Raw genomic sequence first — 25,153 nt, forward strand, 5'->3', positions numbered from 1 at the left:
GGCTGGATCGGCTTGGCCTGCCACAGCGGATAACGGAACTGGCTGACCACCGGCAAACCCGGTATCAGCGCGAATTGCGGCTGTGCATCGTAGGGCGTTGGCGCGGCCATCGCATTGCCCATCTTCAGTTCCGGCACTTCCTCGGTGACTTGTTTACGCGACTCGTAGGAAAACGCTCGCTGCATCACCCGACGGGATTTGCGATACCAGTTGTCCCACAGGTAAGCGAGGGTGTTGGACAGCCCCTCACCCTTGAACTGGCCATCGCTGACCACCCGATGCAGGTTCTTCTGGCGCTTGAGGAAATCCAGCGGTTTGTCGATGCGATACACCCGAATGTCGGCGCCGCCGTAGGGTTCCATGCGAAACCGGCGATAGTCGCGGCCCGGCGCTTCGAGGCGCACCATCGCCTGTTCATCACTGGCAAAACTGCTGTCGGCCAGCAGGAAAAAACTCTCGCCGGCCACCGGTGTGTAACCGCTGGGCGCAACAGAGTCGTCCGCGCGGACTGCCGACACGGACAAAAACAGGACTAGCAGCAACGGCAATTTCGAGCACAGGCGCAGCATGCGGGCTCCGGTCATTGGGAGAGAAAATTCAGTCGATAGACGCCGATGAAGTTGGGGTTGGCTGCGTCGGGTATCCATCGGGTGTCCTTCCATGTCATGAGTTGCTGCAGGCTTGCCGAACGCATGCCGTTGTCGGTGGGTGTGCTGGTGCCGGTGTGATAGGCGATGTAGCGGCCCATCCAGATCATCAGGTGCTGGTCGTCGCCCTGATCGAAAAACATCAGGTCGCCAGGGCGTGCCTGAGCCACATCGCGGCTGACCAGATGGCTGTTGAACTGGATCAACTTGATCGCATTGACGTACGGCCCGACCTTGCCACCGCCCTGCTGCCATTGCTGGGCGAGACCGCGCTGGGCATCGCTCAATTGCAGCTCCGGCGGCAGGTAGCGATTGGACAGGCCGTTGCTGCGCAGCCATTTGTCGTCATGCACTTTCAGTGCTTCGTTAGCCGCGAAGCGCACCAGCCCGGCACAGTCTTGCTGATACCAGCGCGGGCTCGGGCCCTGGCTCAGTTGCTCCTGGGCAATACGCACGAACCAGGCGCGGAATACCTGGGATTGCTGTGGGTCGAGCGGTGGTGTCTCGACGGCTCGGGCGCCCGCGCTCAGCAATAACGCCAGCAGGCCGAGACTGCGGATCAATGCCGTCACAGGGCTTTCCACTCCAGCGGCAGCCACTGCCAGTGGCCATCGGGCTCGCTGCCTTCGGGCAAGGTCAGGGCGTATTTTCCGTAGCCGCCGAGCTTACGCAGTTTCGGGATCAGCCAGGTTTGCGCGGCGTTGTAGAACACCGGCTCCATGTCCTGGGGCAGGCTGTCGAGGGTTTCCTGCTGCATCAGTTGCGCCATGGAATCCGGGCCGAAATAGACCGGCATCAGCAGGTCTTTGGGAACCACGTCGGCCATCGGCGGGAAGCGTTTGTCGAGGGTGCCGAGGGCCTTGTCCACCAGCTTGTCGTCGAGGGAAAACAGCAACGTTGAACCGTGGCGCGCGAGGCTCACTTTCATGAACGCCTTGCCGGTGATGGCGTCGGGGTCTGACGCCTCCTTTGCCGCATAAGGACCGAAACTGGAGCTGACCTGGCGTTGCCACTGGTGGCTCTGGCCTGCCTGTTTTTCAACCACCGGGAAGGCACCGTCTTCGACGTTGTTCTCGTAGGCACCGACCATTGAGCCGAACAGGCCGCCCAAATCCCCATCGAGTTTGCCGCTGCCGTCATCGTTGAGGCTGGCCACCAGCAATGGTGTGTACAACCGTGAATCGGCATACCAGCACAGGCCCGCCGCACCGGCCATGTGTTCTGTCAGCGCCTGGGCCACCTTCTCCTCGGCGCCGAGTTTCACCAGCAGCGGTTTCTGTTGTTCGGCCGCCAGTGGCAACGCCACGCAAGCGCTGGCCCCCATGGGCATGGCTTGCCAGATCGGTTTGAAATCGAAGTCCGGCTGATTCTCCAGTTCATCCATGGCCAGAAAGCTGTGCCAGCCCTTGTCGTCCATGTCGAAGCGCAGGCCGGCGAAGTTCGGGATAAAACGCTGGTAACCCATGGCCAACACACTGGCATTCACCGACAGGCGCTGTTTCACTTGCGGCTCACGAGGCGGCAGGCCGAAGGCTTCGGGAAACAGTTTTTCGCCATTGAGCAGCGCAGCAATGGCCATGGTCGACACGCTGCCCGGTTCCTGCGTTGCACCGCTTTGCGGATCGTAGAGTTTCAGCGGATTGGACAGCACCACCAGTTTGTCGCCGTGGGAAGCAAACAGTAACGCCTTGCTCGCGTTGTAGTTGAGTTGATAGAGCGCCACGTCGTCGGTGCCGACCTTCAGGTCAGCGAGTTTGCTCAGTTGCGAGTCGTCCAGCGCCACTTTGGCCAGCGGCTCCAGCACCTTGGCCAGCCCGCCGCGATCCATCACCAGCAGGAAATCCTTGAGCCGCCCATCCGCCCCGCGCCACAACGCCACGTCGGCAGGCTGATCGAACAGTTGCTCGACCAAGGTGTCCTGCAGTTTCAGGTCGTGTTCGTAGATGATCCGCCGCAGGCTGCCGATCAACCCCAGGCGATCGGCGTGGGTTTCGTAATAGAAGACGAAATCTTCGGTCAGGGTTTCCTTGAGGAACGGCACTGCCAGCAGGTCTTTGGGCAATTGGCTCAAGGAATGGGTTTCCAGCAGGCCATCAGGGCGACTCATACCCAGTTTGTCACTGGCCAACGCAGGCGCCGGGGCCTTGGGCTTGTGCATGAACCACCCGATCCCAGCGGCCACGACAACGACCAGGCATAACCCGATCAGCAGCGTCGGCCAATGCACAGAAGATTTGGCCGCGGGGGCGCCAGCGGCTGGGGTAACAGTGCTATCACTCATGTTCACAAAACCCGATGTTCATCCGTGGAGCGGGGATGCTTAGTAGTTGAAAGTCTTGACCAGCAGCAGGTCGCCGATTGCGCGCAGGGGCACGATGAACGTCTCGCGCTTTTCATCGACGGTGTTTTCGTTGAGCACCAGGTTGATCTGCGAGGTAATCACCTCGTTCTGGTTGCTGGTCTCATCGAAGTTATAGCCGCCGCTGCCGAAGTTGCCCCAATAGTTCACGTAAACCAGATAAGTGCCATGCAGCGGTGCGGTCATGGTGAACATTTCCGGCCCCGGGCCATCGACGCCGTCAGGGTCGAGCCCACCGCCATTGGTCAAGGCCGGGTGTGCCCAGAACGCATGCTGGCCATCGGGCGTGACGATGTGCAGGTCGAGTTCGGCCTTCGGATCGTCCCAGCCCAGCACCACGCGAATCTTTGCCGGCGTGCGCAGGTTGTTGGCTTCGTAGAACTGGACGCGCTTGAGGGACTGGCCTTCGGCGCTGCGGACTTCAACGCTGTTGGAGCCGGCACCAAACGCATAGGGCCGGGCAAAACGCCCTTGATCGTCGGTATAAAGATTCAGCGGATTGCCGTTGACCGCCAACGTGTGCGGCCCGCGCTGAGTGCCGATGGCCTTGAGTCGGCCTTCGATCATCGTGCGATTGCGCTGCACGCCCCGGTCAATCGGCGGCGTGGGATAGGCGACTTGCGGGTTCTCGCCACGGTCCAGCAGACCGTTGTAACGCCAGCCGCCCACCGGTTCCGATAGCTCGGCACTCGGCGCGGCCAGAATCACGGGCGCGGTAGCCAACCCGATCAGCAGCAAAAGAAATGAGCGCATGTGACGCCTCCTGCCATGCATGACGAAACCTTGCGCCTGATCCTGGGCGCATTACAGATGCGGATACTGCGTTTCGTCTGAAAGACCCGTGAATGGCGAGTCGAATATGACGCGAAGGTTAGACGTGCAGATGTTTTTTAACAATCGGGCGCATCTGGATTTGCGGGAGGAATCACGGCACTGGGTGGACGATGAGCCGAAATGCATCTGCCACCCTGTAGGAGCGAGCTTGCTCGCGAAAAACCCAAGGGCGCCGTTGAGCATCTGGTTTCGCGCGTTATCGTTCACGACCATCGCGAGCAAGCTCGCTCCTACAGGAATAGGTAGCACCGAATCCCCCGCTCATTTGCCCATAAACCCCCTATCTGCTAGTGTCGCGCCGGTTTAACGTCAACCGGAAATCGCCGCCATGGCCCGCAAAAAAGCTGCACTGGATTTCGAACAGTCCCTCGCCGACCTGCAAACGCTGGTGGAGCGTCTGGAGAATGGCGAATTGTCGCTGGAGGACTCGCTGGCCGCTTTCGAGCAAGGCATTGGCCTGACCCGCGATTGCCAGGCGGCGCTGGCCCAGGCCGAACAAAAGGTTCAGGTGCTGCTCGAGCGTGATGGCGAGTTGGCCGAGGAACCCTTTGACGCGGATCAGCCAGAATGATTGCAGCGTACTCGGCCACCAGCCAGGCCCGCGTCAACGCAGCGCTGGAAACCCTGTTCACCGCACCGAGCCCCGAGCTGGCACGGCTGTACGAAGCCATGCGCTACAGCGTGATGAATGGCGGCAAACGCGTGCGGCCACTGCTGGCCTACGCCGCGTGCGAAGCGTTGGGCGGCAAGGCCGAGCAAGCCAACGGTGCGGCCTGTGCGGTGGAGCTGATCCACGCTTACTCGCTGGTGCACGACGATTTGCCGGCGATGGACGATGACGATCTGCGCCGCGGCCAGCCAACCACCCACAAGAAATTCGATGAAGCCTGCGCGATCCTCGCCGGCGACGGCTTGCAGAGCCTGGCCTTCAGCGCCCTGCTCGACCCACGCCTGAGCGCGTCGGATGCGGAAATCCGCCTGCAAATGGTCAGCGCCCTGGCACTGGCGGCAGGCCCGGCGGGCATGGTCGGCGGTCAGGCCATCGACCTCGGCTCGGTCGGTCTGAAGCTTGATCAGAAAGCCCTCGAGTACATGCACCGGCACAAGACCGGCGCGTTGATCGAGGTCAGCGTCAAGCTCGGCGCCCTGGCCAGCGGCCGTGCCGAAAAAGACGAACTCAAGTCCCTGCAGGCTTATGCACAGGCTATCGGCCTGGCATTTCAGGTGCAGGACGACATTCTCGACGTCGAAAGCGATACCGAAACCCTTGGCAAACGCCAGGGCGCCGACATTGCCCGGGACAAACCGACCTATCCGGCCCTGCTCGGCCTCGACGCCGCCAAGGCCTATGCCCTGGAGCTGCGCGACCAGGCCCTGCACGCGCTGCGACCGTTTGACGCGGCGGCCGAGCCGCTGCGTGATCTGGCCCGGTATATCGTCGATCGCCGCAGCTGACGGCGAATCAGCCAAAAAAGACCAACGCGTGGGCAGGGGACGATGCATCAGGTAAACTGCCGCATCTTTTATACCTATAACGATTCGCCTGATGCCCACGACGTTTCATGAGATTCCCCGCAAGCGCCCGACCACGCCCCTGCTCGACCGCGCGAACACGCCGGACGGCCTGCGCCGGTTAGGCGAAGCCGAGCTGGAAACCCTGGCCGATGAGTTGCGCCTGGAATTGCTCTACACGGTCGGCCAGACCGGTGGGCATTTCGGTGCAGGCCTGGGCGTCATCGAGCTGACCATCGCGCTGCATTACGTGTTCGACACCCCGGACGACCGGCTGGTGTGGGACGTGGGTCATCAGGCTTATCCGCACAAGATCCTCACCGGTCGCCGCGAACGCATGGGCACCCTGCGCCAGAAGGACGGCGTCGCGGCGTTCCCGCGCCGCTCCGAGAGCGAGTACGACACCTTTGGCGTCGGCCACTCCAGCACGTCGATCAGTGCCGCGCTGGGCATGGCGATTGCCGCCCGCCTGCAGAACAGTGATCGCAAGGCCATCGCGGTGATCGGCGACGGTGCGTTGACCGCCGGCATGGCGTTCGAGGCGCTGAACCATGCGCCGGAAGTGGACGCCAACATGCTGGTGATCCTCAACGACAACGACATGTCGATCTCGCACAACGTCGGTGGCTTGTCGAACTATCTGGCGAAGATCCTTTCCAGCCGCACCTACGCGAGCATGCGCGAAGGCAGTAAAAAAGTACTGTCGCGCCTGCCCGGGGCCTGGGAAATCGCCCGTCGCACCGAAGAATATGCCAAGGGCATGCTGGTTCCCGGCACCCTGTTCGAAGAACTGGGCTGGAACTACATCGGCCCGATCGATGGCCACGACCTGCCGACCCTGATCGCCACCCTGCGCAACATGCGCGACCTGAAAGGTCCGCAGTTCCTGCACGTGGTCACCAAGAAAGGCAAAGGCTTCGCCCCGGCGGAAGTCGACCCGATCGGTTACCACGCCATCACCAAACTCGAACCACTGGACGCCCCGGCGGCCGCGCCGAAAAAGGCCAGCGGGCCGAAATACTCCGGTGTGTTCGGCGAATGGTTGTGCGACATGGCGGCTGCCGACCCGCGTCTGGTCGGGATTACCCCGGCGATGAAGGAAGGCTCGGACCTGGTCGCGTTCAGCGAACGCTTCCCCCTGCGTTACTTCGACGTGGCCATTGCCGAACAGCACGCCGTCACCCTCGCGGCCGGCATGGCCTGCGAAGGCGCCAAACCCGTGGTAGCGATTTATTCGACTTTCCTGCAGCGCGGCTACGACCAGTTGGTACATGACGTTGCCGTGCAGAACCTCGACGTACTGTTCGCCATCGACCGTGCAGGCCTGGTGGGCGAAGACGGTCCGACCCACGCCGGCAGTTTCGATCTTTCGTACCTGCGCTGCATCCCCGGCATGCTGGTGATGACCCCGAGCGATGAAAACGAGCTGCGTAAAATGCTCACCACCGGTCACCTGTATGAAGGCCCGGCGGCCGTGCGTTATCCACGCGGTAATGGCCCGAACGCAACCATCGAGAAAGACCTCGAGCCGATCGAGATCGGCAAAGGCGTAGTTCGCCGCCAGGGCAGCAAAGTCGCCCTGCTGGTGTTCGGCGTGCAACTGGCCGAGGCGCTGAAAGTTGCCGAGACGCTGGATGCCACCGTGGTCGACATGCGTTTCGTCAAACCATTGGATGAAGAACTGGTGCGTGAAATCGCGGCAAGCCACGATCTGCTGGTGACTGTCGAAGAAAACGCCATCATGGGCGGTGCCGGTGGCGCGGTCGGCGAATTCCTCGCCCGCGAAAACATCCTCAAGTCGATGCTGCACCTGGGCTTGCCGGACATCTACGTCGAACACGCCAAGCCTGCGCAAATGCTGGCCGAGTGCGGGCTCGATGAAGCCGGGATCGAGGCTTCGATCCGCGAGCGCCTGCAACTGCTCAACCGCTAAACCCCATCCCCTGTAGGAGCCGGCTTGCCGGCGAAGGCGCCCTCATGGGCGCCAGAAGCTTCGCTGGCAAGCCAGCTCCTACAGGACCGTGTTGTTCTTCACGTACAAGAATTGCCCATGAGTTTCTCTCGCTTGGCCCTGACGCTGACCTTGCTGCCGGCCGGCCAACTGCTGGCCGACACCTTCGAACGCGACCAGGCCCTGAAGCTGCCCGACGTATTGATCAGCGCCAACCGCCAGGTCGAAGCACGCAACGACAGCAGCGCCGCCAATACCGTATTCACCCGCGAAGACATTGATCGCCTGCAGCCCGATAGCGTCACGGATCTGTTGCGTCGGGTGCCGGGCGTGCAAGTCTCGCAAACCGGCGGGCGCGGCAGTCTTCCGGGGGTCTACATCCGTGGTACCCAGTCGGCCCAAAGCCTGGTGTTGGTGGACGGTCAGCGCATCGGTAGCTCGACCTCCGGCGACAGCAACCTGCAACACATCAACATCGAGCAGGTCGAGCGCGTGGAAGTGCTGCGCGGCTCGCGCTCGGTGATTTATGGCAGCGATGCGATTGGCGGGGTGGTCCAGATCTTCACCCGCCGTGGTAGCGAGCAGGGCCTGCTGCCTCGACTGCATACGGGTTTCGGCAGCAACCAGACGTGGGAGCGCAGCCTTGGCCTGTCCGGCGGTGATGAGCGAACCCGCTTCAACCTCGGCGCCAGCCTCGACGAAACCGCCGGGATCAATCGCACCCACCAGTCATTCCCCAGCGATGGCGACCATGACGAATATCGCAACAAGTCGCTGAGCCTGAGCGTAAGCCACGCGCTCGGCGATGACATCGAGATTGGCGCCAACGTGCTGGATAACCGTGGCAAGAGCGAGTTCGACAATCCGTTCGGGCGCTTCGACATGAATACGTTCGAGTCTGTCCAGCAACAGCCCTACAGCGAGTTCGATGTGAGCAGCGTCAGCAGCTATGTCGATGCACGGATCAACGACCTCTGGAAAACCCGCGTAGATGTCGGCCACAGTGAAAACCGCGAGAAGACCCTCGACAAGCTCAGCGATGAACGCACAGTGTTCAACACCTACCGCGACTCGCTGACCTGGCAGAACGACCTGGCGATCAACGAGCGCAACAGCCTGATGCTCGGCGGCGACTGGTATGAAGACCGGATCAACAGCAGCACGGCGTACGACGAAGACAGCCGCTGGAACCGCGCTGCGTTTATCCAGCATCGCTTTCAGGCGGACAGTTTCTCCACGGAGCTGGGCCTGCGTCACGACGATAACCAGCAGTTCGGCAGCCAGAATACCTGGAGCGGCACCTTCACTCTGCCGCTGAACCCGGACAACGAAATGCTGCTGACCTACAGCGAAGGCTTCCGCGCGCCGACGTTCAACGATCTGTACTACCCCGACTTCAGCAACCCGGACCTGAAGCCTGAAACCTCGAAAAGCTATGAACTGCAGTGGCGCAGCCAATTGACCGAGAGCAGTCGCCTGGAGACGTCGCTGTATCGCACCGATCTTGAAGACGCGATCATCTTCGGCAGCAACTCGCGCCCCGAGAACGTTGCCTCGGCGCGAATCAACGGCTTCGAAGCCGCGCTGAAGCAGGAACTGTTCGACTGGCAGAGCAATCTCGGCGTGGCGATCATCGACCCGCGCGACCGCGACACGGGCCACACCCTGGCCCGTCGTGCGCGGCGCACTTTGAGCTGGGATCTGGACCGCCAGTTCGATCGCCTGGGCCTCGGCGCCAGTTGGCAGGCGGTCAGCAGCAGCTATGACGACCTGAACAATCAACAGCCGCTCGGCGGCTATGCCTTGTTGGGACTGCGCAGCAGTTGGGAACTCAATCGTGCAATCAGGCTGGAGCTGAAGGTCGATAACTTGCTGGACAAGGGTTACAGCCGGGCGTTGTACAGCTACCAGGGCAGCCAGTACGGGTATCGCGAGGAAGGCCGGGCGTGGATGTTCGGGGTGACGTGGACACCGGAGATCTGATCCAAAATTTATGGCGCCTGGACCGGCCTCTTCGCGGGCAAGCCCGCTCCTACAGGGTTAGCGCGATCCTGTGGGAGCGGGCTTGCTCGCGAAGCAGACAACTCGGTATCAGCGGTCGGGCGCGATCAACTGACACAGTTTTGCGGTTGCCTCGATCATCTGCCCGCTCGGCCGCTCCAACCCCTTGTCCGTCACCAGGCGCAATTGTCCGTTCGCCACCGCCGCCACCTGTGGCCAGGCTTTCCACGCATCAAGCTGCGCCTGTTCGCCGGCCAGGATCACCTCGGGATTACGCTGCAACACAGCTTCCACGCTGACTTGCGGTGCCGGCAGTTTCAGGTCGGCAAACACGTTTTGGGCACCGCAGACCTCCAGCGCATCACTGATGATCTGCTCGCCGCCAACCGTATACAGCGGTCTATCCCAGACCTGATAGAACACGCGTAACGGCTTATCTCGGCGATAACGCTGACGCAGCTCTCCCAGTCGTTGGCGCAAATCGCTGGCCAATGAAATTCCGCGTTCAGGCCGGCCGAGCTGAGCGGCAATGGCTTCGATCTGCGCGGTGAGCTGGTCCAGGCTGTGGGGTTCGGCGACGTAGGTGGGAATATTCAGGCGCTTGAGCTGGTCGCGCTGGGCCGGGCCGACGCTACCGGGCCATAGCAGCAACAGATCGGGGTTCAGGCTGAGCAAGCGTTCCACGTCCAACTGGCCATAGCGGCCAACGGAGGGCAGGTTCTTCAGTTCGGCAGGTCGTTCACCGGCGTCCAGCACACCAACCAGAAGGTCGGCAGAATCCAGTTCAACGACGATTTCAGAGAGCGACGGTGCCAGGCTGACAACCCGCTCGAGCGCAATGGCCGAGCGGCTTGCGGCCAGCAGCAAAACCGCCAGCCAGACCGCGCGCATCAACCGAGTTGACGCGGAATTCGGTAGAGATAGAACAGCACCGCGGTCGACAGCGCCAGCAGCATCAGCGGCACCGCCTCAAGACCGACGAATACCGCCAGGGCCCCAATCCAGGCCGGCAGTCCGGCGGCGAGGAATGCCGTGCGCCGCTTGGCCGCCAGGTTGATCCAGGCGCCAGGCTCTTCAGGGGTATCAAGGGCTTTCTGAGTGGCAATCAGTGCGTGTTTGTGGGCGCCGAAGAACTTCAGGCTGACAAACATCGAGGCGACTCCAGCGATGAACAACGGCATCGCCAGCACCGGCAGGATGGCGTCGCTCTGGCCGAACACCGCGTTGATCACCAACAGCGGCAACAAGGCCAGCGCCAGGTACTGCCACCAGCTGACGGACAGTCGCCGCCGGACCTGACCGCGGGTCACGCCCGGTCTACCTCGCCCTGATGCTCGTTGCCCATCATGTGGTCGAGCTTGCTGGCCTTGGTCGCCAGGTAGAGTCGGTTATGCGGGTTGTGGCCGGTGTGCAGCGGCACGCGCTCGGCAACCACGATGCCCATGTCGGTCAAGGCTTTGACCTTGCGCGGGTTGTTGGTCATCAGGCGCAATGACTTCACGCCCAGGTGCTCCAGCATCGGCAGGCACATGGCATAGTCACGCTGGTCGGCGGCAAAGCCCAGACGCTCGTTGGCTTCGACGGTATCGGCGCCACCGTCCTGCAGTTCGTAGGCGCGGATCTTGTTCAGCAGGCCAATGCCACGGCCTTCCTGGCGCAAGTACAGCAACACGCCACGACCTTCGCGGGCAATCGCCTGCAAGGCAGCTTCCAGTTGCGAGCCGCAGTCGCAACGCTGGCTGAACAGGGCATCGCCCGTCAGGCATTCGGAGTGCAACCGGCCGAGTACCGGGGCACCGTCGGCGAAATCACCCAGGCTCAGCACAACGTGCTCGCGGCCGGAGGCTTCATCGAGAAAGCCGTGCATGGTGAATTGCGCAAAAGGCGTTGGCAGCTTGGAAGCGGCGACAAAAACGACAGGCACCGGTGTGCTCCTGATCTAAAAGTCTGAAGATTCGCAGAGCCGGCATTGTAACAGCAGGTTCCGAACGACGCTTAGGCTGAATTATCGGCGATAACTATCAAAAAGTTTGATATCAGGGGTTCTTTTTCACCCCTTCAATTCGAATCAAACGGATAAGGCTGTTTCCAACGCTCGAAGATCGGTTTCAGTTCGCCACTTTTCACCAGTTGCTCCATGCGCTGGTCGAACAGGGCCATTAACGTGCGCGCCTTCGGGGTCTTGGCGAAACACAGGTACAGTGGCAACTCTGCGATATGGGTGCGCCGCAGCTGGGACGGGTCCTTGGCGCGACTGATGACATCATCGACTTCGGTCAGGGCGTCGATATAGAAGTCAGCGCGATTGTGGGTCAGCATCGACTCGATGCCGGTACGCCGCATCACTTCGTCGAAGTGGCGCACATTGGGCAAATAATGCTGGTAATCGTAACCGCGGACCCAGGCCAGTCGATAATTGCCCAGGGTTTCCAGGGTAGGTACCGGACCGCTGGCCAGGCCCAAGGCATAGATGTGATCGATGTCGAAATTCCAATGGGGATAGAGCACATCCTCGGATTCATCACGATAGGAGCCTACGCAGGCATCGACTTCGCCACGTTTGGCCAGGCCCAGCGAACGCACGTAGGGCTCGGTGCGGATGTCGACCTTGACGCCCGCCGGCTCGAACACTTGCCGTAGCACGTCCCAGCCCAGTCCATGGCCGTCAGCGGCGGTGTAGTCCTCCCAGTCTTCGCTGGCCAGATGAATCACCGACGGCGGCGTAGCCCCCCCTCCTCCCGCCTGGGCAAAAGAGCAAAACATCGCGAACGCCATCAACATCAACCCGCGTAGAGCCATCCCTGCTACCCCCGATTAACCGCTGTCCTGATTAACGCATGGAAATCCCCGGTCAGGCGAAAAACCACACCAGTCCCTGCATCGCCAACCAGGCGAACACTCCGGCCAGGACATCATCGAGCATGATGCCAACGCCGCCATGTACATGCCGGTCAATCCAGCGAATCGGCCACGGCTTGAGGATGTCGAAGAAGCGGAACATCAAGAAGCCCGCCAGCAACCACTGCCAACCTTCCGGCACCAGCCACAGGGTGATCCACATCCCGACCATTTCGTCCCAGACGATGCCTTCATGGTCGTGCACCCGCAAATCGTCGGCCACTTTGCCGCACAGCCAGAAGCCGAACAGCATGGTGATGCCCAGCATCAGCCAGTAACCCCAGTCGGGCAGCATCTGCCACAACGGGATAAAGGGCAGCGCAACTAACGAGCCCCAAGTGCCGGGCGCCTTTGGCAAGGTGCCCGAGCCGAAGCCGAACGCCAGGAAGTGCCATGGATTACGCCAGACCGACGGCGGTACGTTTTCCGCCGGGACCTGCTTGGGGTGATCTGTCAAGGTGACTCCCGAAAATGTTGATAACCCCGGGTTTGCGGGGTGATGTCTTTGCCATCGGCGTCCAGCAGCGTCACGCCCTGCCCCGTCATCACCTGCCCAATTACATGAATCGGCCAGCCGTCGGCCAGCAATAGCGGTAACTCGACGGACGGCAAGGTGAAGACCAGGACGTAATCGTCGCCGCCGCTCAGGGCCGCAACCCGTGCGTCCGATTGACCGAGAAAATCGACCAGGCTCTGCGACAGCGGCAAACGATCCCGTTCGACTTCGATACCGACCTTCGAGGCCAGCGCGATATGCCCGCAATCAGCGAGTAGACCGTCGGAGATGTCCATTGCCGAAGTGGCCTTGCCGCGCAACGCCTGACCCAAGCCGAGCTGCGGTTGCGGCGACCAGTAATGCGCCAGCAACGGCTCGGCAATGCTCGCTTCGGCCGTGCGCTGGCCGAGCACCAATGGCAAGGCCCCGGCGGCATTGCCCAGGTCGCCGCCCACACACAGCAGATCGCCCGGTTGCGCACCGCTGCGGGTCAGCGCCAGACCGGCCGGCACACGTCCGAACACGGTCATGGTCAGGCTCAGCGGCCCACGGGTCGTGTCGCCACCCACCAGCGCCACGCCACAGCTTTGCGCCATCTGGTTCAAACCACGGGCATAGGCTTGCAGCCAATCGGCGGTCACCGTCGGCAAGGTCAGGGCAAGGGTAAAGGCAACGGGGGTGGCGCCCATGGCGGCCAGGTCGCTGACGGCCACAGCCAGCGAGCGCTGACCGAGCAGAAACGGATCGCAGGGATCGGCGAAATGCACGCCGGCCACGAGGGTGTCGGTGGAAATCGCCAACTGCTCCCCGGGAGGGACAGCCAGCAAGGCGCAGTCATCGCCAATCCCGAGGGCAACGCCTTCACCGCCCTGCGCACAAGGCGCGGCGGCGAAGAAATTGCGGATCAGCTCAAACTCGCCCATAGGCAGCAATTCAAGCGCAAGTTAGCGCTTGAACGCCTTAACTTCAGCTTCACGCAGACGCGGGGCCAGCTTGTCGAGCACACCGTTGACGAACTTGTGGCCGTCGGTGGAACCGAAGACCTTGGCCAGTTCGATACCTTCGTTGATCACAACGCGGTAGGGCACGTCGACGCGCTTGAGCAGTTCCCAGGTGGACAGGCGCAGAACCGCCAGTTCAACCGGGTCCAGCTCTTCGATGGTCAAGTCCAGGCAAGGCTTGAGTGCGGTGTCGATTTCGGTCTTGAACTGCGGAACCCCGTGCAGGATTTCGCGGAAGTAGGCGCCGTCGACATCGCTGAAATCGTTATCGACCCGGAACTGCGCTTCGATCTCGTTCAGCGACTGCTTGGCCATGTGCCATTGGTACAGCGCCTGAGTCGCGAGCTGACGGGCTTCGCGGCGCTTGGCGCTTTTCGATGGCTTGCCGGCATCCGCAGGCTTTGGATCGCGCGGGTTGAAACGATCGCTATCGTCGCTAATCACTTGGCCTCCAACTGCGCCAGCAGGCTGACCATTTCCAGAGCGGACAGGGCAGCTTCAGCACCTTTGTTGCCGGCCTTGGTGCCGGAACGCTCGATGGCTTGCTCGATGGAGTCAACGGTCAGCACGCCGAATGCAACCGGTACGCCGAACTCCATGGACACTTGGGCCAGGCCCTTGGTGCATTCGCCAGCCACGTATTCGAAGTGCGGAGTGCCGCCACGAATGACTGCGCCCAAGGCGATGATTGCCGCGAACTCGCCCTTTTGAGCGACTTTCTGCGCAACCAGCGGGATTTCGAAGGCGCCAGGTGCGCGGATGATGGTGATGTCGCTTTCGCTCACGCCGTGGCGAACCAGGGCATCAACTGCACCGCTGACCAGGCTTTCAACGACGAAGCTGTTGAAACGGCCCACTACCAGAGCGTAGCGGCCTTTAGGGGCGATGAAGGTACCTTCGATGGTCTTCAGGGTCATTCGTTAGATCTCTTAAAGAGCCGGGACGCGTCTCGTACGCGCCCCTCGGTGATTTATTTGCCGCGAACTCAGGGCCGGAAACGACCGGTCATTATTCGGAGGGCACGTATTCTACAACTTCCAGATCGAAACCGGATATCGCATTAAATTTCATCGGTGCCGACATCAGGCGCATTTTGCGTACGCCAAGGTCGCGCAGGATCTGCGAACCGGCGCCCACGGTGCTGTAGGTGGTCGGCTTTTTCACCGCCAGGTGGTCGGCGGTTTCGCGGATGTGCGCCAGCAACACGTCGCCATCGAGCGGGTGACCGAGCAACAGCACCACGCCGCTGCCGGCCTCGGCAACCGTGGCCATGGCGGCGCGCAGGCTCCAGCGGCCCGGTTGCTTGACCATCAGCAGGTCACGCAGCGGGTCCATGTTGTGCACGCGAACCAGGGTCGGTTCTTCGGCACACACGTTGCCCAGGGTCAGTGCCATGTGCACGTCGCCTTCCACCGAATCACGATAGGTCACCAGGTTGAATTGGCCCAGTTCGCTGTCCAGTGGCTGCTCGGCAATCCGCTGAACGGTACGTTCGTGGATCATCCGGTAGTGAATCAGGTCGGCGATGGTGCCGATCTTGATGTTGTGTTCGGCTGCAAAAGCTTCCAGCTCGGCGCGGCGGGACATGGTGCCATCGTCGTTCATCACTTCGCAGATCACGCCGCTCGGTTCGAAACCGGCCATGCGCGCCAGGTCGCACGCCGCTTCGGTGTGGCCAGCGCGAGCCAGGGTGCCGCCGGCCTGGGCCATCAGCGGGAAGATGTGGCCCGGGCTGACGATATCTTCAGCCTTGGCATCACGGGCGGCAGCCGCTTGCACGGTACGTGCGCGGTCGGCGGCGGAGATACCGGTGGTCACACCGGTGGCCGCTTCGATGGAGACGGTGAACTTGGTACCGAAACCGGAACCGTTGCGCGGCGCCATCAACGGCAGCTTGAGCAGTTCGCAACGCTCGCGGCTCATCGGCATGCAGATCAGGCCACGGGCGTGCTTGGCCATGAAGTTGATGTGCTCGGGCTTGCAGCACTCGGCGGCCATGATCAGGTCGCCTTCGTTCTCGCGGTCTTCGTCATCCATGAGGATGACCATCTTGCCTTGGCGGATGTCTTCAACCAGTTCTTCGATGCTATTGAGCGCCACAAGGCACCCCCCTTCTTTCGAAATTAGAGCTCAGGATTTGAGGTAGCCGTTGGCGGCCAGAAAGCTTTCGGTGATGGTACTGCCGGCAGTCGGCTCTGCGGCCTTGTCGCCCAGCAACAGGCGCTCCAGGTAGCGAGCCAGCAAGTCCACTTCCAGGTTCACCCGGCGTCCTGGCTGGTACGACGCCATGATGGTTTCGCTCAGGGTATGCGGAATGATGGTCAACAGGAACTCGGCGCCATCGACTGCGTTCACGGTCAGGCTGGTGCCATCGACGGTGATCGAGCCTTTATGCGCGATGTACTTGGCCAGGTCCTTCGGCGCGCGAATGCGAAATTCCACGGCGCGCGCGTTTTCAGTACGGGCAACCACTTCGCCCACGCCATCGACGTGACCGCTGACCAGGTGCCCGCCGAGGCGAGTGGTCGGGGTCAGGGCTTTTTCCAGATTGACCGGGCTGCCGCTTTTCAGGTCGTTCATGGCGGTGCAGTCGAGGGTTTCGCGGCTGACATCTGCCGCAAAGCCGTTGCCGGGCAACTCGACAGCGGTCAGGCACACGCCGTTGACCGCGATGCTGTCGCCCAGTTTGACGTCGCTCAGGTCGAGCTTGCCGGTTTCGACGTGTACCCGCACATCACCGCCCTTTGGGGTCAATGCACGAATGCTGCCGATGGATTCGATGATGCCGGTAAACATGAGGTTTTCCTCGAGAACAAAGCCAAAGCTTGCGCGATGGCCGGAAATTATACGCTTGCTGTTGGCAATGGAATGGCGATGACTCGCCAGTCATCGCCAACCGCACGAATTTCGGTGATTTTGAGTTCCGGCGCTTCCTTCATTTGCGCAAGCGGCCAGTCCAGCAGAGGCCGCGCCGAAGAGCCCAAAAACTTGCCGGCGATAAAAATCTGGAACTCGTCCACCAGTCCGAGCTGGGCAAACGCACCCGCCAGACGCGGACCCGCCTCGACCAACACTTCATTGACCCCACGGGCAGCGAGCTCGACCAGCAGCTGACGCAGATCGACCTGGCCATCATAGCCGGGCACGATCAGGCATTCCGGGCCATTGGCGTACTGTTCTTCCACCGCGACACAAGTGGCGACCAGGGCCGGACCCGCCTTGAAGAACGGTGCATCCAGCGGCACCCGCAGGCGGCCGTCGACCAGCACGCGCAGCGGCGGGCGGCTCATGGCCAGGGCCGTTTGCTCGGCATCCAGCCCCAACTCATCGGCCCGCACGGTCAAGCGCGCGTTGTCCGCCAGCACCGTGTCGGCGCCGGTCAGCACCACACTGGCCTGGGCGCGCAGGCGTTGCACCGCCGAGCGTGCGGCTGTACCTGTGATCCACTGGCTTTCGCCGCTTTCCATCGCCGTGCGCCCGTCCAGGCTCATGGCCAACTTGACCCGCACGAACGGCAGGCCGTGTTCCATGCGCTTGAGGAAGCCCTGATTGAGCTTGCGAGCCTCACCCTCCAGCACGCCGCTTTCAGTGGCGATGCCAGCCTGAGCCAGGCGTTGCAAACCGCGACCGGCGACTTCCGGGTTCGGGTCCTGCATCGCCGCGACCACGCGGGCCACTCCGGCATTCACCAGTGCATCGGCACAGGGCGGCGTGCGGCCGTGGTGGCTGCACGGCTCGAGCGTCACATAAGCGGTAGCGCCGCGAGCCTGCTCACCGGCCGCGCGCAAGGCGTGGACTTCAGCGTGAGGCTCGCCGGCGCGAACATGCCAGCCTTCGCCGACAATCTGTCCGTCCTGCACGATCACGCAACCAACCCGCGGATTGGGGTGTGTCGTGTAGTGCCCTTTGCGCGCCAGTTCCAGCGCACGGGCCATGAAATGAGCATCGAGGATGGCAAGTTCTGCGGGCGTGGTCATTCTTTCACCGGTTCACGGGCCAGGCGATCGATCTCTTCGCGGAACTCGTTGAGGTCCTGGAAGCGGCGATATACCGAAGCGAAGCGGATGTAGGCGACTTCGTCGAGCTTCTGCAGCTCGGCCATCACCAGTTCGCCGACCACGAGGGATTTGACCTCTCGTTCACCGGTGGCGCGCAGTTTGTGTTTGATGTGCACCAGCGACGATTCGAGGCGCTCGACGCTCACCGGGCGCTTTTCCAGCGCGCGCTGCATGCCGGCGCGGAGTTTTTCTTCGTCGAACGGCTGGCGACTGCCGTCGGTTTTGATCAGGCGCGGCAACACCAGTTCAGCGGTCTCGAACGTTGTGAAACGCTCGCCGCAGGCCAGGCATTCACGCCGGCGGCGCACCTGTTCGCCCTCGGCGACCAGACGCGAGTCGATGACCTTGGTGTCGTTGGCACCGCAGAAGGGACAGTGCATGGTGGCAGGCAACAAAAAAAGGGAGGGCCATGGTAGCGCATCCCTGTGGCAAGACAAGCCATAGGGTTTGCGGTATACAGACGCAATGATCACTAGATCCCTGGAATTCAGCTTTATGGAGCCACCGATGTCGTTACGTCCGCTCGTTTTGCTCAGTGTTTTCAGCCTGCTGGTGGCTTGCGGCAGCGATGCGCCCAAGCCCCAGCCGCCAACGCCAGGCCCGGCGCCGCAACAGGCGCAGAAGAAGGCCAGGGAGGCGGCTGAGCTCGGCCCCTTGCCCGCCTATCAGCGTGAACTGAGCGGCACCCTGCAAGGCGTGCCGGCAGGTGCCGAAGTCGAACTGGCATTGCTGGTCATCGACGAAAAAGACCGCCCGCAACAATTGCTCGCCAGCTCCAGCCTGATCGGCAACAACCAGGTGTTGCCGTTTCACCTGCGCTTCAACCCGGATGCCTTTCCAGTCGGTGCCCGTGTGGAACTGCGAGGCCGCGCCAGTCAGTCGGGCCAGTTGATCCTGCACCTGCCGTCACAGCTGATTACCCAGCCGACCACCCAGGCCCTGGGCCAACTGCAATTCGTCAAAGCTCCATGAGTACGCCGCTCGACCTGCAACGGGCCCTGGCTGAACTGCTCGGCGACGCACAACTGGTGGCCTGCCCGTTGCCGGAAACCGATTTGCAACTGTGGCTGATCGACGGCGACAACATGGACCGCGCCTTCAGCCCGGAAGAAACCCGGCGCATCCTGCATGAGCCACCGTACTGGAGTTTCTGCTGGGCCAGCGGCCTGGCCGTGGCCCGCTATCTGGCCGACAACCCGCATTGGGTCGAAGGCAAGCGGGTACTCGATTTCGGTGCCGGTTCCGGGGTAGCGGGGATTGCCGCTGCCAAGGCCGGCGCCCTGGAAGTGCTGGCCTGCGACCTCGACCCGCTGGCGATTGCCGCGTGCCGGGCCAATGCCGAACTCAATGACGTACAGCTCGATTACTCGACGGACTTTTTCGCCGAGGCTGATCGCTTCGACCTGATTCTGGTGGCGGACGTGCTGTACGACCGGGCCAACCTGCCGTTGCTCGACCAGTTCCTCAGCCGCGGCCGAGAGGCACTGGTGGCGGATTCCCGAGTACGGGACTTTCGCCATCCGTTGTACCGGCGCATCGAAATGCTCGAAGCCATGACCCTGCCGGATCTGGCCGAGCCCCACGAGTTTCGGCATGTGAGCCTCTATCACGCCGCCCGCGCCTGACCGTATAGTTGCTCCATTCACGCTTTTACGAGATTGCCCATGAGTCAGGAAACGCCGTACATCTTCGACGCCACGACTGCCGATTTCGACCAGTCGGTGATCGAGAACTCCTTCCACAAGCCGGTGCTGGTGGATTTCTGGGCCGAATGGTGCGCGCCCTGCAAAGTGCTGATGCCGATGTTGCAGAGCATTGCCGAGAGCTATCAGGGTGAGCTGCTGCTGGCCAAGGTCAACTGTGACATCGAGCAAGACATCGTCGCCCGCTTCGGCATCCGCAGCCTGCCGACCGTGGTGCTGTTCAAGGACGGCCAGCCTGTCGACGGCTTTGCCGGCGCTCAGCCGGAATCCGCTGTGCGTGCCCTGCTCGAACCCCATGTGCAGATGCCGCCACCGGCCGCCGCCGATCCGTTCGAACAGGCCCAGGCGCTGTTCGATGACAGCCGCTTTGCCGATGCCGAAGCCCTGCTCAAAGTGCTGCTGGGTGAAGACAACACCAACGCCAAGGCGTTGATCCTGTACGCCCGCTGCCTGACCGAGCGTGGTGAACTGGGCGAAGCGCAAACCGTGCTGGATGCCGTCAAGAGCGACGAGCACAAGGCCGCGCTGGCCGGCGCCAAGGCACAGATCAAGTTTCTCGGCCTGGCCAGGGACTTGCCGGATGCCGCCGACCTGAAGGCCCGACTGGCGAAAAATCCCCAGGACGATGAAGCGGTCTATCAACTGGCCATCCAGCAACTGGCCCGTCAGCAGTACGACGCCGCGCTGGATGCGTTACTCAAGCTGTTCATCCGCAACCGCAGCTACAGCGAAGGCTTGCCGCACAAGACCTTGCTGCAGGTGTTCGAGTTGCTGGGCAATGACCACCCGCTGGTCAGCACGTACCGCCGCAAGTTGTTTGCTGCGCTCTACTAATCACGAGCTTGTAGGAGCTGGCTTGCCAGCGAAGGCGGTCTCAAAGACAGCACAATGCTCAAGGCCCCCTTCGCCGGCAAGCCGGCTCCTACAACCAGCGGTAAATCGGCGTATCGGTGCCGCTTTCCACCTTCACGTCCGGACTGTGGCGCAACCGCACCAACAGGCGCTTGCCCGCCGCCGCGCTGCCGGTCAGGCCTTCGAGTTGATCGAGCAGATCCGGCCCGCTGAGCTGCCCGGCCTTGCGCAACAAATCCCGGGCGATCTGCCACAGCGCATCATCCTGATTCAGCGGTTTCGCCGCTGGCGCGCTGACTGCGGATTTTTCCACCTGCAACTGCGCCCCTAGTCGCGCCCAATCTGCGTCGTCCATCTCCAGGGTCAAATCCACCGGCCAGTCGCCGATGCTTCCGCGAATTCGCAACATAGGTCTGCTCCCGCACATTTCTTGCCTGCATGCTCCCATGGGACTTGTGCAACGCCAAGCGGACAGTCAAACTCCCCGCACTTACGTTATAAGATTACATAACATATTCTTCATTTTACTTTTCGGAGACTCGTCATGCGTCGTCTGCTTCTTGCCCTGCCGTTTGCCATGCTGCCATTGGCCGTCGCCCATGCCGCCGCCGAACACGATCATGAGCATGGCAGCCTGGGCGCCCACGAACATGGCGTGGGACGTCTGAACGCGGCGCTGGACGGGCAGACCCTGGAGCTGGATCTGGAAAGCCCGGCCATGAACCTGGTGGGTTTCGAGCACGTCGCCACCAGCGACGCAGACAAGGCCAAGGTCGCCGTCGCCCGCGCCCGACTGGAGCAACCGCTGGCCCTGTTCAACCTGCCAAAAGCCGCTGGTTGCGTGGTGGAAAACCAGGAACTGGAAAGCCCGTTGTTCGGCGACAAACCCGATGCCGACGATGATCACGATGAAGACGCCAAGGACGAAGACGGCCACGAACATCACCATGATCACAGCGAAATCCAAGCTCGCTATCAGTTCACTTGCGCCACACCGGCGGCACTGAAGTCGCTGGACCTGGCGAATATTTTCACCAGCTTCCCGGCCACCCGGAAAATTCAGGTACAACTGATCGGCCCGAGCGGGCAGCAAGGCGTTGAAGTGACGGACAAGGCTGCTGCCCTCAAATTCTGAATTCACCAGCCTTTGTAGGAGCCGGCTTGCCGGCGATAGGCACGCCGCGGTCCCTGCATAAAATCGCGTCATCGTTCATCGCCGGCAAGCCGGCTCCTACAGGTTATTCAACACCCATGAAATCGGCTAAATGACCCAAGCACTCATCGAACTGTCCGACCTGGGCTTCAGTTGGCCCGGTCACCCGCCACTGCTGGACATTCCGGCGTTTCGCCTGGAGCGCGGCGAAACCCTGTTCCTCAAAGGCCCCAGCGGCAGCGGCAAGACCACCCTGCTCGGCTTGCTCGGCGGTGTGCAAAAACCTGATCGCGGCAGTATCCGCCTGCTCGGCCAGGAGCTGACGCAACTCTCGGCCGGTGCCCGCGACCACTTCCGCGTCGATCACACCGGCTACATCTTTCAGCAATTCAACCTGCTGCCGTTTCTGTCGGTGCGTGAAAACGTCGAACTGCCCTGCCACTTCTCGAAACTGCGCGCCGAACGGGCGAAACAACGCCACGGCAGCGTCGACAAAGCGGCCGCGACGCTGCTCGCCCACCTGGGCCTGAAGGATGAAAACATCCTCGGTCGCCGCGCCGACTCGTTGTCCATCGGCCAGCAGCAACGGGTCGCCGCCGCCCGCGCGCTGATCGGTCAGCCGGAACTGGTGATCGCCGACGAGCCGACCTCGGCCCTCGATTACGACGCCCGCGAGAACTTCATTCGCCTGCTGTTCGCCGAATGCCGCGAAGCCGGGGCGAGTCTGTTGTTCGTCAGCCACGACCAGAGCCTTGCGCCGTTGTTCGATCACAACCTGTCGCTGGCCGAACTCAATCGCGCCGCCACCCCGTCCGAGGTCTGAGATGTATTTGTTTCGTCTAGCCATGGCCAGCCTGGCTAACCGCCGCTTCACCGCGATCCTCACGGCGTTCGCCATCGCCCTGTCGGTGTGCCTGCTGCTGGCGGTGGAGCGCGTGCGCACCGAAGCCAAGGCCAGTTTCGCCAGCACCATCAGCGGCACCGACCTGATCGTCGGCGCCCGCTCCGGCTCAGTGAACTTGTTGTTGTACTCGGTGTTCCGCATCGGCAACGCCACCAACAACATCCGCTGGGACAGCTTCGAACACTTCGCCAACAACCCGAAAGTGAAGTGGGCCATCCCGATGTCCCTCGGCGACTCCCATCGCGGCTACCGGGTGATGGGCACCACCGAAGCCTACTTCGAGCATTACCAGTACGGACGCCAGCAACACCTGGAACTGGCCGATGGCCGGGCGTTTGCGACCGACCCGTTCGAAGTGGTGCTCGGCGCCGAAGTGGCCGATGCGCTGCACTACAAACTCGGCGACAAACTGGTGCTGGCCCACGGCGTGGCGGCGATCAGCCTGGTCAAGCACGACGACAAGCCGTTCACCGTGGTCGGTATTCTCAAGCGCACCGGCACCCCGGTGGACCGCACGCTGCACATCAGCCTTGGCGGCATAGAGGCGATTCACATCGACTGGCACAATGGCGTACCGGCCCGGGGCGAGGGTCGCATCACGGCCGATCAGGCGCGCAACATGGACCTCACGCCGCAAGCGATCACCGCGTTCATGCTCGGTCTGAACAACAAGATTTCGACCTTTGCCCTGCAACGGGAAATCAACGAGTTCCGCGGTGAGCCGATGCTGGCGATCCTGCCGGGCGTGGCGTTGCAGGAGCTGTGGAGCCTGATGGGCACCGCGGAAAAAGCCTTGTTCGTGGTCTCGCTGTTTGTGGTGCTGACCGGATTGATCGGCATGCTGACAGCCATTCTCACCAGCCTCAACGAACGCCGCCGGGAGATGGCGATCCTGCGTTCGGTGGGTGCGCGACCTTGGCATATCGCGACCTTACTGGTGCTCGAAGCCTTTGCCTTGGCACTGTCGGGCGTGATCGCCGGATTGGCGTTGCTGTATGTGTGCATCGCGGCGGCCCAAGGTTATGTGCAAGCCAACTACGGCCTGTTCCTGCCGCTGTCCTGGCCAAGCGAGTATGAATGGACGCTGCTCGGTGGCATCCTCATCGCCGCGCTGCTGATGGGCTGCGTGCCAGCCTGGCGCGCCTATCGCCAATCCCTGGCCGATGGCCTGTCGATCCGTTTATGAGGACATTGAAAATGCCCCGCGCTGTACTTGCGCTGTTGATGCTGGTCGCCCTGCCCTTGTGGGCAGCCCAGCCGCGAGACCTGACCTGGTCGGAGATGATCCCGCCGGATGCGCCGAAAGAAGTGCCGAACATGACGCCGCTGCACGACCTGTCACAGATGAGCAATGCCCTGGCGGCCGAGTCCGCACCGGCGGCCAGACAGGAGCTGCCCAACGCACCGGTGGTCAAGGCCCTCGATGGCCAGAACATTCGCCTGCCGGGCTACATCGTGCCGCTGGAAGTCAGCGAGGAAGGACGGACCACGGAGTTCCTGCTGGTGCCGTACTTTGGCGCCTGCATCCACGTACCACCACCACCGTCGAACCAGATCGTGCACGTCAAAAGTGAAGTCGGCGTGAAGCTCGACGAGCTGTATCAGCCGTACTGGATCGAAGGCGCGTTGCAGGTCAAGGCATCCACCAGTGAGCTGGCGGATGCCGGATATCAGATGGAGGCGGACAAGATTTATCTGTATGAACTGCCGGAGTGAACCCGGAGTTTCCCTGTCACCAATACAATCGCCATCGTCGGATCGCCGCCCGGAGCAAGCCCGCTCCCACAGGGTCAGGTGCTGAAACACAGATCTTCAGCATTGCGCAATTCCTTGTGGGAGCGGGCTTGCCCGCGATGAGGCCAGCAAAAACACCACAAAATCCAACCCCTTCCCACTTTCCTTGAGCTGCATCAAAAGACCGAATAGTTAGCCGGCTTACCATTGGACATCAAAATTTTTAACGTCCTCTGGAGCCCCCATGAACAAGTCCATGCTCAGCGCTTCGCTGCTTGCCCTCGCGCTCGCAGCCCCGCTCGCCCATGCCCACGAGGCCGGCGACATTCTCATTCGCGCCGGTGCAATCACCGTCAACCCGGAGGCCGACAGTTCCAGCGTCAAGGTCGATCAAGGCCCGCTCGCTGGTGCCGACCTGGGTGGCAAGGCGACCATGAGCAGCGACACGCAACTGGGCTTGAACTTCGCCTACATGCTCACCAACCACCTGGGTATCGAGCTGCTGGCGGCCACACCGTTCGAGCATGATGTGAAACTCAAGGGCACGGCTCTGAGCGCAGCCAACGGCAAACTCGGCACCCTCAAGCACCTGCCGCCGACCTTGAGCCTGGTGTACTACCCGCTGGATCCCAAGTCGGCCTTCCAGCCGTACGTCGGTGGCGGCATTAACTACACCTACATCTACGACGAACACGTTGGCAGCCAAGCGCAGTCCGCCGGTTTCAGCAACTTCAAGGCGGAAAACTCCTGGGGCCTGGCGTGGCAAGTCGGTGCTGACTACATGCTGACCGACAACATCATGATCAACGCCCAGGTGCGCTACATCGACATCGATACCCGCGCCACCGTCGAGAACAACTCGATTGCCCCAGGTACCCGGGCACGGGTGGACGTCGATGTAGACCCGTTCATCTACATGGTGGGTCTGGGTTACAAGTTCTAAAGAACGTTCACGTGGTGGTGAATGAGGCTTGCTGGTGAGCAGACTTGAAACTGACGGCGACTGCTATGTAGTCGAACGGGGGAAGCCCCCCTCGCCACAGGGAATCC

28 protein-coding genes and 1 pseudogene are annotated in these 25,153 nt (G+C 62.0%); 12 read left to right on the plus strand and 17 right to left on the minus strand.

Annotated features, from left to right (window positions below):
• From PMI31_RS11205 to PMI31_RS11220, 4 genes and pseudogenes are all read right to left on the minus strand, one after another.
• A pseudogene (locus PMI31_RS11205) lies at positions 1 to 569 on the minus strand (alpha-2-macroglobulin family protein); the annotation flags it as partial.
• An 11-nt stretch (positions 570 to 580) separates the two neighbouring features.
• The gene (locus tag PMI31_RS11210) at positions 581 to 1,219 is read right to left on the minus strand and encodes a DUF1175 domain-containing protein (RefSeq protein ID WP_008018143.1); all 639 of its coding nucleotides are present in this window, start codon (positions 1,217 to 1,219) and stop codon (positions 581 to 583) included.
• Entirely contained in the window at positions 1,216 to 2,928 is a 1,713-nt protein-coding gene (locus PMI31_RS11215; protein ID WP_008018144.1) for a DUF2138 domain-containing protein, read from the minus strand. Before PMI31_RS11215 ends, PMI31_RS11210 begins: the two co-directional genes overlap by 4 nt.
• Positions 2,929 to 2,967: 39 nt before the next feature.
• The gene (locus PMI31_RS11220) at positions 2,968 to 3,759 is read right to left on the minus strand and encodes a YfaP family protein (RefSeq protein WP_008018146.1); all 792 of its coding nucleotides are present in this window, start codon (positions 3,757 to 3,759) and stop codon (positions 2,968 to 2,970) included.
• A 409-nt stretch (positions 3,760 to 4,168) separates the two neighbouring features.
• On the opposite strand from PMI31_RS11220, the gene PMI31_RS11225 reads away from it, so the two are divergent.
• The 4 genes from PMI31_RS11225 (at position 4,169) to PMI31_RS11240 (ending at position 9,286) form a co-directional block, all read left to right on the plus strand.
• The gene (locus PMI31_RS11225) at positions 4,169 to 4,411 is read left to right on the plus strand and encodes an exodeoxyribonuclease VII small subunit (protein ID WP_007970180.1); all 243 of its coding nucleotides are present in this window, start codon (positions 4,169 to 4,171) and stop codon (positions 4,409 to 4,411) included.
• Positions 4,408 to 5,295, plus strand: a complete 888-nt coding sequence (gene ispA, locus PMI31_RS11230; RefSeq protein ID WP_008018147.1) for a (2E,6E)-farnesyl diphosphate synthase — start codon at positions 4,408 to 4,410, stop codon at positions 5,293 to 5,295. The genes PMI31_RS11225 and ispA overlap by 4 nt, the downstream gene beginning before the upstream one ends.
• 91 nt (positions 5,296 to 5,386) lie before the next feature.
• Positions 5,387 to 7,285 (plus strand): 1-deoxy-D-xylulose-5-phosphate synthase, encoded by a 1,899-nt coding sequence (dxs, locus tag PMI31_RS11235; protein WP_008018148.1) that lies wholly within the window; start codon positions 5,387 to 5,389, stop codon positions 7,283 to 7,285.
• Between the two features lie 117 nt (positions 7,286 to 7,402).
• Positions 7,403 to 9,286 (plus strand): TonB-dependent receptor domain-containing protein, encoded by a 1,884-nt coding sequence (locus PMI31_RS11240; RefSeq protein ID WP_043302349.1) that lies wholly within the window; start codon positions 7,403 to 7,405, stop codon positions 9,284 to 9,286.
• A 108-nt stretch (positions 9,287 to 9,394) separates the two neighbouring features.
• Here PMI31_RS11240 and PMI31_RS11245 read toward each other — a convergent pair whose 3' ends face one another.
• From PMI31_RS11245 to nrdR, 12 genes are all read right to left on the minus strand, one after another.
• Complete coding sequence (locus PMI31_RS11245; RefSeq protein ID WP_008018150.1) at positions 9,395 to 10,195, minus strand: cobalamin-binding protein; 801 nt, start codon at positions 10,193 to 10,195, stop codon at positions 9,395 to 9,397.
• A complete protein-coding gene (locus tag PMI31_RS11250) occupies positions 10,195 to 10,614 on the minus strand; it encodes a hypothetical protein (protein ID WP_008018151.1) in 420 nt (139 codons plus the stop codon). Before PMI31_RS11250 ends, PMI31_RS11245 begins: the two co-directional genes overlap by 1 nt.
• Positions 10,611 to 11,228 carry a GTP cyclohydrolase II gene (gene ribA, locus PMI31_RS11255; protein WP_008018152.1) on the minus strand — a complete coding sequence of 206 codons (618 nt, stop codon included), beginning with the start codon at positions 11,226 to 11,228 and terminating at the stop codon, positions 10,611 to 10,613. The genes PMI31_RS11250 and ribA overlap by 4 nt, the downstream gene beginning before the upstream one ends.
• Positions 11,229 to 11,362: 134 nt before the next feature.
• Positions 11,363 to 12,103 (minus strand): substrate-binding periplasmic protein, encoded by a 741-nt coding sequence (locus PMI31_RS11260; protein WP_008018153.1) that lies wholly within the window; start codon positions 12,101 to 12,103, stop codon positions 11,363 to 11,365.
• 52 nt (positions 12,104 to 12,155) lie between these two features.
• On the minus strand, positions 12,156 to 12,659 hold the full coding sequence (locus tag PMI31_RS11265; RefSeq protein ID WP_008018154.1) for a phosphatidylglycerophosphatase A family protein: 504 nt from the start codon (positions 12,657 to 12,659) through the stop codon (positions 12,156 to 12,158).
• On the minus strand, positions 12,656 to 13,621 hold the full coding sequence (gene thiL / locus PMI31_RS11270; protein WP_008018155.1) for a thiamine-phosphate kinase: 966 nt from the start codon (positions 13,619 to 13,621) through the stop codon (positions 12,656 to 12,658). Before thiL ends, PMI31_RS11265 begins: the two co-directional genes overlap by 4 nt.
• Before the next feature lie 21 nt (positions 13,622 to 13,642).
• Positions 13,643 to 14,143 carry a transcription antitermination factor NusB gene (nusB, locus tag PMI31_RS11275; RefSeq protein WP_007970164.1) on the minus strand — a complete coding sequence of 167 codons (501 nt, stop codon included), beginning with the start codon at positions 14,141 to 14,143 and terminating at the stop codon, positions 13,643 to 13,645.
• Positions 14,140 to 14,616, minus strand: coding sequence for a 6,7-dimethyl-8-ribityllumazine synthase (gene ribH, locus PMI31_RS11280; protein WP_003228649.1), 477 nt, complete (start codon positions 14,614 to 14,616; stop codon positions 14,140 to 14,142). Before ribH ends, nusB begins: the two co-directional genes overlap by 4 nt.
• 91 nt (positions 14,617 to 14,707) lie before the next feature.
• Positions 14,708 to 15,799, minus strand: coding sequence for a bifunctional 3,4-dihydroxy-2-butanone-4-phosphate synthase/GTP cyclohydrolase II (gene ribBA, locus PMI31_RS11285; protein ID WP_008018157.1), 1,092 nt, complete (start codon positions 15,797 to 15,799; stop codon positions 14,708 to 14,710).
• Positions 15,800 to 15,829: 30 nt separating this feature from the next.
• Positions 15,830 to 16,495 carry a riboflavin synthase gene (locus PMI31_RS11290; RefSeq protein WP_008018158.1) on the minus strand — a complete coding sequence of 222 codons (666 nt, stop codon included), beginning with the start codon at positions 16,493 to 16,495 and terminating at the stop codon, positions 15,830 to 15,832.
• 47 nt (positions 16,496 to 16,542) lie between these two features.
• Positions 16,543 to 17,676: a bifunctional diaminohydroxyphosphoribosylaminopyrimidine deaminase/5-amino-6-(5-phosphoribosylamino)uracil reductase RibD gene (gene ribD / locus PMI31_RS11295; protein WP_008018159.1), complete on the minus strand. Its 1,134-nt coding sequence runs from the start codon at positions 17,674 to 17,676 to the stop codon at positions 16,543 to 16,545.
• Positions 17,673 to 18,137, minus strand: a complete 465-nt coding sequence (gene nrdR / locus PMI31_RS11300; RefSeq protein ID WP_003228656.1) for a transcriptional regulator NrdR — start codon at positions 18,135 to 18,137, stop codon at positions 17,673 to 17,675. The genes ribD and nrdR overlap by 4 nt, the downstream gene beginning before the upstream one ends.
• A 127-nt stretch (positions 18,138 to 18,264) precedes the next feature.
• Here nrdR and PMI31_RS11305 point away from each other — a divergent pair, with 127 nt between their 5' ends.
• Genes PMI31_RS11305 through trxA form a run of 3 tightly spaced genes read left to right on the plus strand, consistent with a single transcriptional unit; the run spans position 18,265 to position 20,294 of the window.
• On the plus strand, positions 18,265 to 18,729 hold the full coding sequence (locus PMI31_RS11305) for a YbaY family lipoprotein (protein ID WP_008018160.1): 465 nt from the start codon (positions 18,265 to 18,267) through the stop codon (positions 18,727 to 18,729).
• Complete coding sequence (locus tag PMI31_RS11310; RefSeq protein ID WP_008018161.1) at positions 18,726 to 19,382, plus strand: class I SAM-dependent methyltransferase; 657 nt, start codon at positions 18,726 to 18,728, stop codon at positions 19,380 to 19,382. The genes PMI31_RS11305 and PMI31_RS11310 overlap by 4 nt, the downstream gene beginning before the upstream one ends.
• 39 nt (positions 19,383 to 19,421) lie before the next feature.
• Positions 19,422 to 20,294 carry a thioredoxin gene (gene trxA / locus PMI31_RS11315; protein ID WP_008018162.1) on the plus strand — a complete coding sequence of 291 codons (873 nt, stop codon included), beginning with the start codon at positions 19,422 to 19,424 and terminating at the stop codon, positions 20,292 to 20,294.
• 88 nt (positions 20,295 to 20,382) lie between these two features.
• On the opposite strand, the gene PMI31_RS11320 is transcribed toward trxA, so the two are convergent.
• Positions 20,383 to 20,721 carry a hypothetical protein gene (locus PMI31_RS11320; RefSeq protein ID WP_008018164.1) on the minus strand — a complete coding sequence of 113 codons (339 nt, stop codon included), beginning with the start codon at positions 20,719 to 20,721 and terminating at the stop codon, positions 20,383 to 20,385.
• Positions 20,722 to 20,856: 135 nt separating this feature from the next.
• On the opposite strand from PMI31_RS11320, the gene PMI31_RS11325 reads away from it, so the two are divergent.
• The 5 genes from PMI31_RS11325 (at position 20,857) to PMI31_RS11345 (ending at position 25,046) form a co-directional block, all read left to right on the plus strand.
• A complete protein-coding gene (locus PMI31_RS11325; RefSeq protein ID WP_008018165.1) occupies positions 20,857 to 21,447 on the plus strand; it encodes a DUF2796 domain-containing protein in 591 nt (196 codons plus the stop codon).
• 130 nt (positions 21,448 to 21,577) lie between these two features.
• Positions 21,578 to 22,288: an ABC transporter ATP-binding protein gene (locus tag PMI31_RS11330; protein WP_008018167.1), complete on the plus strand. Its 711-nt coding sequence runs from the start codon at positions 21,578 to 21,580 to the stop codon at positions 22,286 to 22,288.
• A 1-nt stretch (position 22,289) separates the two neighbouring features.
• Positions 22,290 to 23,555, plus strand: coding sequence for an ABC transporter permease (locus tag PMI31_RS11335; RefSeq protein ID WP_008018169.1), 1,266 nt, complete (start codon positions 22,290 to 22,292; stop codon positions 23,553 to 23,555).
• Positions 23,556 to 23,566: 11 nt separating this feature from the next.
• Positions 23,567 to 24,085: a DUF3299 domain-containing protein gene (locus tag PMI31_RS11340; protein ID WP_008018170.1), complete on the plus strand. Its 519-nt coding sequence runs from the start codon at positions 23,567 to 23,569 to the stop codon at positions 24,083 to 24,085.
• Between the two features lie 262 nt (positions 24,086 to 24,347).
• Positions 24,348 to 25,046, plus strand: a complete 699-nt coding sequence (locus PMI31_RS11345; RefSeq protein WP_008018172.1) for an OmpW/AlkL family protein — start codon at positions 24,348 to 24,350, stop codon at positions 25,044 to 25,046.
• Positions 25,047 to 25,153 lie beyond the last annotated feature (107 nt).

Origin of the sequence: Pseudomonas sp. GM55 (assembly GCF_000282395.1) — a bacterium.
Taxonomy (GTDB): Bacteria; Pseudomonadota; Gammaproteobacteria; order Pseudomonadales; family Pseudomonadaceae; genus Aquipseudomonas; species Aquipseudomonas fluorescens_CC.

Coding starts and splice junctions, on each gene's coding strand:
- PMI31_RS11215 (WP_008018144.1), bottom strand. CDS start 2,928: ATGAGTGATAGCACTGTTACCCCAGCCGCTGGCGCCCCCGCGGCCAAA.
- PMI31_RS11220 (WP_008018146.1), bottom strand. CDS start 3,759: ATGCGCTCATTTCTTTTGCTGCTGATCGGGTTGGCTACCGCGCCCGTG.
- PMI31_RS11225 (WP_007970180.1), top strand. CDS start 4,169: ATGGCCCGCAAAAAAGCTGCACTGGATTTCGAACAGTCCCTCGCCGAC.
- ispA (WP_008018147.1), top strand. CDS start 4,408: ATGATTGCAGCGTACTCGGCCACCAGCCAGGCCCGCGTCAACGCAGCG.
- dxs (WP_008018148.1), top strand. CDS start 5,387: ATGCCCACGACGTTTCATGAGATTCCCCGCAAGCGCCCGACCACGCCC.
- PMI31_RS11240 (WP_043302349.1), top strand. CDS start 7,403: ATGAGTTTCTCTCGCTTGGCCCTGACGCTGACCTTGCTGCCGGCCGGC.
- PMI31_RS11245 (WP_008018150.1), bottom strand. CDS start 10,195: ATGCGCGCGGTCTGGCTGGCGGTTTTGCTGCTGGCCGCAAGCCGCTCG.
- PMI31_RS11260 (WP_008018153.1), bottom strand. CDS start 12,103: ATGGCTCTACGCGGGTTGATGTTGATGGCGTTCGCGATGTTTTGCTCT.
- thiL (WP_008018155.1), bottom strand. CDS start 13,621: ATGGGCGAGTTTGAGCTGATCCGCAATTTCTTCGCCGCCGCGCCTTGT.
- ribH (WP_003228649.1), bottom strand. CDS start 14,616: ATGACCCTGAAGACCATCGAAGGTACCTTCATCGCCCCTAAAGGCCGC.
- PMI31_RS11290 (WP_008018158.1), bottom strand. CDS start 16,495: ATGTTTACCGGCATCATCGAATCCATCGGCAGCATTCGTGCATTGACC.
- ribD (WP_008018159.1), bottom strand. CDS start 17,676: ATGACCACGCCCGCAGAACTTGCCATCCTCGATGCTCATTTCATGGCC.
- nrdR (WP_003228656.1), bottom strand. CDS start 18,137: ATGCACTGTCCCTTCTGCGGTGCCAACGACACCAAGGTCATCGACTCG.
- PMI31_RS11305 (WP_008018160.1), top strand. CDS start 18,265: ATGTCGTTACGTCCGCTCGTTTTGCTCAGTGTTTTCAGCCTGCTGGTG.
- PMI31_RS11310 (WP_008018161.1), top strand. CDS start 18,726: ATGAGTACGCCGCTCGACCTGCAACGGGCCCTGGCTGAACTGCTCGGC.
- trxA (WP_008018162.1), top strand. CDS start 19,422: ATGAGTCAGGAAACGCCGTACATCTTCGACGCCACGACTGCCGATTTC.
- PMI31_RS11320 (WP_008018164.1), bottom strand. CDS start 20,721: ATGTTGCGAATTCGCGGAAGCATCGGCGACTGGCCGGTGGATTTGACC.
- PMI31_RS11325 (WP_008018165.1), top strand. CDS start 20,857: ATGCGTCGTCTGCTTCTTGCCCTGCCGTTTGCCATGCTGCCATTGGCC.
- PMI31_RS11330 (WP_008018167.1), top strand. CDS start 21,578: ATGACCCAAGCACTCATCGAACTGTCCGACCTGGGCTTCAGTTGGCCC.
- PMI31_RS11335 (WP_008018169.1), top strand. CDS start 22,290: ATGTATTTGTTTCGTCTAGCCATGGCCAGCCTGGCTAACCGCCGCTTC.
- PMI31_RS11340 (WP_008018170.1), top strand. CDS start 23,567: ATGCCCCGCGCTGTACTTGCGCTGTTGATGCTGGTCGCCCTGCCCTTG.
- PMI31_RS11345 (WP_008018172.1), top strand. CDS start 24,348: ATGAACAAGTCCATGCTCAGCGCTTCGCTGCTTGCCCTCGCGCTCGCA.